6 protein-coding genes are annotated in these 7,035 nt (G+C 58.7%); 4 read left to right on the top strand and 2 right to left on the bottom strand.

Features of this window, described 5'->3' with window-relative positions:
• The coding region (locus ACLH1U_RS21115; RefSeq protein WP_411299443.1) for a hypothetical protein at window positions 1-354 on the bottom strand (354 nt) is incomplete at its 3' end.
• A 247-nt stretch (window positions 355-601) separates the two neighbouring features.
• Here ACLH1U_RS21115 and cirA point away from each other — a divergent pair.
• Window positions 602-2,575, top strand: coding sequence for a catecholate siderophore receptor CirA (cirA, locus tag ACLH1U_RS21110; protein ID WP_217220327.1), 1,974 nt, complete (start codon window positions 602-604; stop codon window positions 2,573-2,575).
• A gap of 57 nt (window positions 2,576-2,632) precedes the next feature.
• Here cirA and fghA read toward each other — a convergent pair whose 3' ends face one another.
• A complete protein-coding gene (fghA, locus tag ACLH1U_RS21105; RefSeq protein WP_032453523.1) occupies window positions 2,633-3,466 on the bottom strand; it encodes an S-formylglutathione hydrolase in 834 nt (277 codons plus the stop codon).
• Between the two features lie 360 nt (window positions 3,467-3,826).
• Here fghA and folE point away from each other — a divergent pair, with 360 nt between their 5' ends.
• The 3 genes from folE to galS all read left to right on the top strand — a co-directional run bounded on the left by folE (window position 3,827) and on the right by galS (window position 6,846).
• The gene (folE, locus tag ACLH1U_RS21100) at window positions 3,827-4,495 is read left to right on the top strand and encodes a GTP cyclohydrolase I FolE (RefSeq protein ID WP_023290444.1); all 669 of its coding nucleotides are present in this window, start codon (window positions 3,827-3,829) and stop codon (window positions 4,493-4,495) included.
• Window positions 4,496-4,510: 15 nt separating this feature from the next.
• Window positions 4,511-5,668 carry a DUF418 domain-containing protein YeiB gene (gene yeiB, locus ACLH1U_RS21095; RefSeq protein ID WP_023290443.1) on the top strand — a complete coding sequence of 386 codons (1,158 nt, stop codon included), beginning with the start codon at window positions 4,511-4,513 and terminating at the stop codon, window positions 5,666-5,668.
• Window positions 5,669-5,823: 155 nt separating this feature from the next.
• Window positions 5,824-6,846 carry an HTH-type transcriptional regulator GalS gene (galS, locus tag ACLH1U_RS21090; RefSeq protein ID WP_023290442.1) on the top strand — a complete coding sequence of 341 codons (1,023 nt, stop codon included), beginning with the start codon at window positions 5,824-5,826 and terminating at the stop codon, window positions 6,844-6,846.
• Window positions 6,847-7,035: the final 189 nt, after the last annotated feature.

Here is a 7,035-nt window from a genome sequence, read left to right as displayed (position 1 = left end):
CGGGCCTACAGATATTTGCGTAACTGTTTGATATTGCAATTTTTCGTAGGCCGGGTAAGGCGAAAGCCGCCACCCGGCAGACAGATGAGTACGATAACGAAAACAGGTTTGCATCACCCTGAAGCCCTCTGAAAAGAGGGCTTCATCGTGCTGGCCAGGCGCAATCTTCAGGAATTGCCCGGCGGCGCTGCGCTTGCGCGGGCCTACAGATATTTGCGTAACTGTTTGATATTGAAATTTTTCGTAGGCCGGGTAAGGCGAAAGCCGCCACCCGGCAGACAGATGAGTACGATAACGAAAACAGGTTTGTATCACCCGGAAGCCCTCTGAAAAGAGGGCTTTTTTTATGTCCACGCGGTTACAGCCTGACACAATTCTTCATAATTAGATTGATAATAGAAATCATTATCTTTATCATTTCCGACCATTACGGATGAAGCCACTCCCCCCGTCTCTGCCATGTGTACTGACTGACATCGGGCGACCAGCCACATCGACGAGAAAACAGCGCGAGTCTACCGCCGACAGAGCGGCAGGCCGCCAGCGCGTGTGAGCAGCACCTTTTTTGTTTGTTTGGTTGTACACCTCATGGAGATTTGGAATGTTCAGGTTAAACCCTTTTATCCGGGCGGGATTGTCTGCGTCCGTCGTATCGTTGGCGTTTCCGGCCCTGGCCGATGTGAATGAAGAAACGCTGGTGGTGACCGCCTCGGCCACTGAACAGAGCGTCAAAGACGCACCGGCGAGCATCAGCGTCATCACCCAGCAGGATTTGCAGCGCAAGCCGGTGCAGAACCTGAAAGACGTACTGCGCGATGTGCCCGGGGTCCAGCTCACCAACGAAGGGGATAACCGCAAGGGCGTCAGCATTCGCGGTCTGAGCAGCAGCTATACCCTGATCCTTGTCGACGGGAAACGCGTCAACTCCCGGAACGCCGTCTTCCGCCACAATGACTTCGACCTGAACTGGATCCCGGTGGATGCCATCGAACGTATCGAGGTGGTGCGCGGCCCGATGTCCTCCCTGTACGGCTCCGATGCGCTCGGTGGCGTGGTCAACATTATTACCAAAAAAATCGGCCAGAAATGGACCGGGACGCTGAGCGCCGATACCACCATTCAGGAACACCGCGACCGCGGCGATATCTGGAACGGCCAGTTCTTCACCAGCGGCCCGCTGATCGACGGCGTGCTCGGGATGAAGGCCTACGGCAGCCTGGCGAAGCGCGCCAAGGACGATCCGCAGTCTTCCAGCAATGCCACCGGCGAAACGCCGCGCATCGAGGGCTTCACCAGCCGCGATGGCAATGTTGAATTCGCCTGGACGCCGAACGACAACCACGATTTCACCGCGGGCTATGGCTTTGACCGCCAGGATCGCGACTCCGATTCCCTTGACCGCAACCGCCTTGAGCGTGAGAACTACTCCCTGAGCCATAACGGCCGTTGGGAGATGGGCAACAGCGAGCTCAAGTTTTACGGCGAAAAGGTGGATAACAAAAATCCGGGGCAGAACGGCACCATCACCTCGGAAAGCAATGCCATCGACGGCAAGTATGTCCTGCCGCTGGACATGATTAACCAGCTGGTGACCTTCGGCGGCGAATGGCGCCACGACAAGCTGAAAGATCCGGTCAACCTGAGCAGCGGCGGCCAGTCGACCTCCGCCAGCCAGTACGCCCTGTTTATTGAAGACGAATGGCGCATCATCGAGCCGCTGGCGCTGACCACCGGCATTCGTATGGACGACCATCAGACCTATGGCGATCACTGGAGCCCGCGCGCCTATCTGGTGTATAACGCCACCGATACCGTCACCGTCAAAGGCGGCTGGGCGACGGCGTTTAAAGCCCCGTCGCTGCTGCAGCTTAACCCCGACTGGACCACCAACTCCTGCCGCGGCTCGTGCAGCATCATCGGTAACCCGGATCTGAAGCCGGAAACCAGCGAAAGCTTCGAGCTTGGTCTCTACTATCGTGGGGAAGAGGGCTGGCTGCAGGATGTTGAAGGCAGCATCACCACCTTCCAGAATAATGTCGACGATATGATTGATGTTCTGCGCACCTCCAGCGCCAGCGAAGCGCCGGGCTACCCGAACTTTGTCGGCTGGAAAACCGTCAACGGTAAGCGCGTGCCGATCTTCCGCTATTTCAACGTCAACAAAGCCCGCATCAAAGGGGTGGAGACCGAGGTGAAGATCCCGTTCGGCGATGAGTGGAAGCTGACGGTGAACTACACCTACAACGATGGTCGCGATCTGAGCAACGGCGGCGACAAACCGCTGCAGACGCTGCCGTTCCATACCGCCAACGGCACGCTTGACTGGAAACCGCTGGACGACTGGTCCTTCTACGTGACGGCCAACTATACCGGCCAGCAGCGCGCGGTGAGCGCCACCGGCAAAACGCCGGGCGGCTATACCCTGTTTGACGTCGGCGCGGCGTGGCAGGTCACCAAAAACGTGAAACTGCGCTCCGGGGTGCAGAACGTGGGCGATAAAGATCTCAACCGGGACGACTACAGCTATACCGAAGAGGGCCGTCGCTACTTTATGGCCGTGGATTATCGCTTCTGATCGTTGGCGCTTAACGATGGCCTGCGCCGCGACGTGGAGTCGCGGCGCAGGTTGCGTTTAGTTAAAGAGATGCTGCGCGTGGAAACGCAGATGGTCTTCGATAAACGAGGCAATAAAGTAGTAGCTATGATCGTAACCGGGCTGGATGCGCAGCGTTAACGGCCAGGCCTTCTGCCGCGCGACCTCCGCCAGCACCGCGGGCTGCAGCTGTCCGGCGAGGAACGGATCGTTATCGCCCTGATCGATAAGCGTCGGCACCGCGTCCGCTGGCTGGCTGGCCTGCATCAGGGCGCAGCTGTCCCAGGCGCGCCATGTCGATTCATCGGCGCCGAGATAGGCGGTAAACGCTTTCTTGCCCCACGGCACCTGGGAGGGATTGACGATTGGCGCGAAGGCGGAGACGCTGGCGTAGCGGCCGGGATTGGTGAGCGCCATGATAAGCGCGCCGTGACCGCCCATCGAGTGGCCGCTGATGGCGCAGCGTTCGCCGACGGTAAACTCGCTGCGGATAAGCGCGGGCAGTTCGTCGCGCAGGTAATCGTACATTCGGTAGTGCGCCGCCCACGGCGCCTCGGTGGCGTTCAGGTAGAAGCCAGCGCCTTGCCCCAGATCGTAACCGTCATCGTTGGCCACCTCGTCACCGCGCGGGCTGGTATCCGGCATCACCAGCGCGATGCCCAGCGCGGCGGCAATGCGCTGAGCGCCCGCCTTGGTGGTAAAGTTTTCATCGTTACAGGTCAGCCCGGACAGCCAGTACAGCACCGGCGGCGGCGTTTCGCGCTCAGGCGGTAAAAAAATGCTGAACGTCATGGCGCAGTTCAGGACAGGGGAGTGATGACGCCAGCGTTGTTGCCGGCCGTCAAAACAGCGATGCTCTTCAAGCAGTTCCATGCAAGGCTCCTCGGAAGGGATGTGCGCGTAAACGTTCATAATACAGATATTTCATTAGCCGGTGAGCAACTTTCACTTTCTCCTTTTGAGAACTTACTGCATCATTAATGCAACTTATAGCCAACATGCCGGTGTAGCGATGGCGCTTATGGATGCGTACAGCGGTTGGATCATTCCGGATTCGGCGATAGGGATTTGGCGTCGCGCCTGAGGCGTGGCTTCGCGCCTTAATAAAAGGCAGCGCCAATTTCAATAATTATCGTTACGGCTACTGGATTCTGTGCGCCACCTCACGCACAATGAATACAAACTTTGCCCCCAGAAAAAGCAAAGAGCGCCACACCTGCAGGAGAAACCCAAATGTCATCACTGAGTAAAGAAGCCGTCCTCGTTCATGAAGCGCTGGTCGCTCGTGGGCTGGAGACGCCGATGCGTGCGCCAGTACAAGAAATTGATAACGAAACACGCAAGCGTTTGATTACCGGTCATATGACCGAGATTATGCAACTGCTGAATCTGGATCTGAGTGATGACAGTCTGATGGAGACCCCGCATCGCATCGCCAAAATGTATGTCGATGAGATCTTCTCCGGACTGGATTACTCCCGTTTCCCGAAAATCACCGTCATTGAAAACAAAATGAAGGTCGATGAAATGGTCACCGTGCGCGATATCACCCTGACCAGCACCTGCGAACACCACTTTGTAACCATCGATGGTAAAGCGACGGTAGCCTATATCCCGAAAGATTCGGTGATCGGCCTGTCGAAAATCAACCGCATCGTGCAGTTCTTCGCCCAGCGCCCGCAGGTCCAGGAGCGTCTCACGCAGCAGATCCTGATCGCGCTGCAGACGCTGCTTGGCACCAGCAACGTGGCGGTATCCATTGACGCGGTGCATTACTGCGTGAAAGCGCGCGGCATCCGCGACGCGACCAGCGCCACTACCACCACCTCCCTCGGTGGCCTGTTCAAATCCAGCCAGAATACCCGCCAGGAATTCCTGCGCGCAGTACGTCACCACAACTAAAACGGAGCAGGGTACATGGAGAGAAATGTCACGCTGGACTTTGTCCGCGGCGTCGCCATCCTCGGTATCCTGCTTCTCAATATCAGCGCCTTCGGCTTGCCGAAGGCCGCTTACCTCAATCCGGCCTGGTCAGGAAACGCGACCCTCAGCGACGCCTGGACCTGGGCGATCCTTGACCTGCTGGCGCAGGTGAAGTTTCTTACCCTGTTCGCGCTGCTGTTTGGCGCCGGTCTGCAGCTCCTGCTCCCGCGCGGTAAACGCTGGATCCAGTCGCGGCTGACCCTGCTGGCGCTGCTTGGTTTCATTCACGGTCTCTTCTTCTGGGATGGCGATATTCTGCTGGCCTACGCCCTGGTGGGGCTGGTGAGCTGGCGCATGGTGCGCGAGGCGCAGCATGTTAAATCGCTGTTTAACACCGGGGTGGTGCTCTACCTCACCGGTATTGCGGTGCTGGTCCTGCTGGGGATTATCTCGGGGACGGCCGCGAATCGCTCCTGGGTACCGGACGCGGCCAATCTGCAGTATGAGCAGTACTGGAAGCTGCACGGCGGCATGGAGGCGGTCAGCAACCGGGCGGATATGCTGTCGGACAATCTGTTAGCGCTCGGCGCGCAGTATGGCTGGCAGCTGGCGGGGATGATGCTGATAGGCGCGGCGCTGATGCGCAGCGGCTGGCTGAAAGGGCAGTTCAGCCAGCGTCACTATCGGCGCACCGGCGCGCTGCTGGTGCTAGCCGGGATGGCGGTGAATGTGCCGGCTATTGTCGCCCAGTGGTATCTGGCCTGGGACTATCGCTGGTGCGCGTTTTTACTGCAGGCGCCGCGTGAACTGAGCGCTCCGCTGCAGGCTATCGGCTATGCCTCGCTGGCCTGGGGCTACTGGCCGCAGCTCTGCCGTTTCCGCCTGGTGGGGGCTATCGCCTGCGTCGGACGCATGGCGCTGAGCAACTACCTGCTGCAGACCCTGATCTGCACCACCCTGTTTTATCATCTCGGGCTGTTTATGCGCTTCGATCGTCTGCAGCTGCTGGCCTTTGTTCCCCCCATCTGGGCCGTCAACCTCCTCGTGTCATCACTCTGGCTGCGCCGCTTCCGCCAGGGGCCGGTGGAATGGCTGTGGCGTCAGTTAACCCTGCGTGCGTCAGGGACATCATTGAAAGACACATCCAGATAACGATCTCGATCACAATCATTAACAAAACGGATGTAAACGTTTCCAGCCGTGTGACCTCACTCACGTAGCGGACCGCGGGTCGCTGCCAGAATAGCCTCCTTGCTGAGCACAGGAGGTGAATGTGACGTGCTGTAATTCTCTTAAGGTCGCTGAGTATGATCACCATTCGTGATGTCGCCCGCCAGGCGGGCGTATCCGTGGCCACCGTGTCGCGGGTGCTGAACAATAGCGCGCTGGTGAGTCCGGATACGCGCGACGTGGTGATGAAAGCGGTGACCCAGCTGGGCTACCGGCCCAACGCCAACGCCCAGGCGCTGGCCACCCAGGTCAGCGATACCATCGGCGTGGTGGTGATGGACGTCTCCGATGCCTTCTTCGGCGCGCTGGTGAAAGCGGTGGATACCGTCGCCCAGCAGCATCATAAGTATGTGCTGATCGGCAACAGCTACCACGAGGCGGAAAAAGAGCGCCATGCCATCGAGGTGCTGATCCGCCAGCGCTGCTCGGCGCTGATCGTCCATTCTAAAGCGCTCAGCGATGCTGAACTGAGCGACTTTATGCAACATATCCCGGGGATGGTGCTGATCAACCGCATCGTGCCGGGCTTTGCCCATCGCTGCGTCGGCCTCGACAACGTTAGCGGCGCGCTGATGGCTACGCGCATGCTGCTCAATCACGGCCACCAGCGCATCGGTTATCTCTCCTCCAATCACGGCATTGAAGACGACGATATGCGCCGGGAAGGGTGGAGCAAAGCGCTGCAGGAGCAGGGCATCATTGCCCCGGACAGCTGGGTCGGCTCCGGCTCCCCGGACATGCAGGGCGGCGAAGCGGCGATGGTCGAACTGCTGGGGCGGAATCTCGGCCTCACTGCGGTGTTCGCCTATAACGACAGCATGGCGGCCGGCGCGCTGACCACGCTGAAGGACAACGGCATTGTCGTGCCGCAGCATCTGTCGCTGATTGGCTTTGATGATATTCCTATTTCCCGTTACACCGATCCTCAGCTGACCACCGTGCGCTATCCGGTAATGTCGATGGCGAAGCTGGCCACCGAGCTGGCGCTACTGGGGGCGGCCGGCAAGTTGGATCGCGAGGCGACGCACTGCTTTATGCCCACCCTGGTGCGCCGTCACTCCGTTGCCCAGCGGCAAACTGTGGGGCCGATCACTAACTGAAGCGGCGGCGGGATGTAACCGCTTTCAATTTGTGAGTAAATTCACAGTATATTAACATTCGCCTGATTATGATGGCAGCGTTTACCAGTCTGAACCGCGGGGTGATGGGAAATCCTCACTTTCTTCAGTAGGAACAAGGCGTTAAACGAGTATTAGAGTCGTATTTTTCTGGAGCGTTACCCGACACGG

The organism is Klebsiella sp. 1SOBk5mer (genome assembly GCF_046603115.1).
GTDB classification, from domain to species: domain Bacteria; phylum Pseudomonadota; class Gammaproteobacteria; order Enterobacterales; family Enterobacteriaceae; genus Klebsiella; species Klebsiella quasipneumoniae.
Note: the sequence above shows the minus strand (reverse complement) of the source record. Positions and strands in the feature narration are given on the sequence as shown.

Coding starts and splice junctions, on each gene's coding strand:
- cirA (WP_217220327.1), top strand. CDS start 602: ATGTTCAGGTTAAACCCTTTTATCCGGGCGGGATTGTCTGCGTCCGTC.
- yeiB (WP_023290443.1), top strand. CDS start 4,511: ATGGAGAGAAATGTCACGCTGGACTTTGTCCGCGGCGTCGCCATCCTC.
- fghA (WP_032453523.1), bottom strand. CDS start 3,466: ATGGAACTGCTTGAAGAGCATCGCTGTTTTGACGGCCGGCAACAACGC.
- folE (WP_023290444.1), top strand. CDS start 3,827: ATGTCATCACTGAGTAAAGAAGCCGTCCTCGTTCATGAAGCGCTGGTC.
- galS (WP_023290442.1), top strand. CDS start 5,824: ATGATCACCATTCGTGATGTCGCCCGCCAGGCGGGCGTATCCGTGGCC.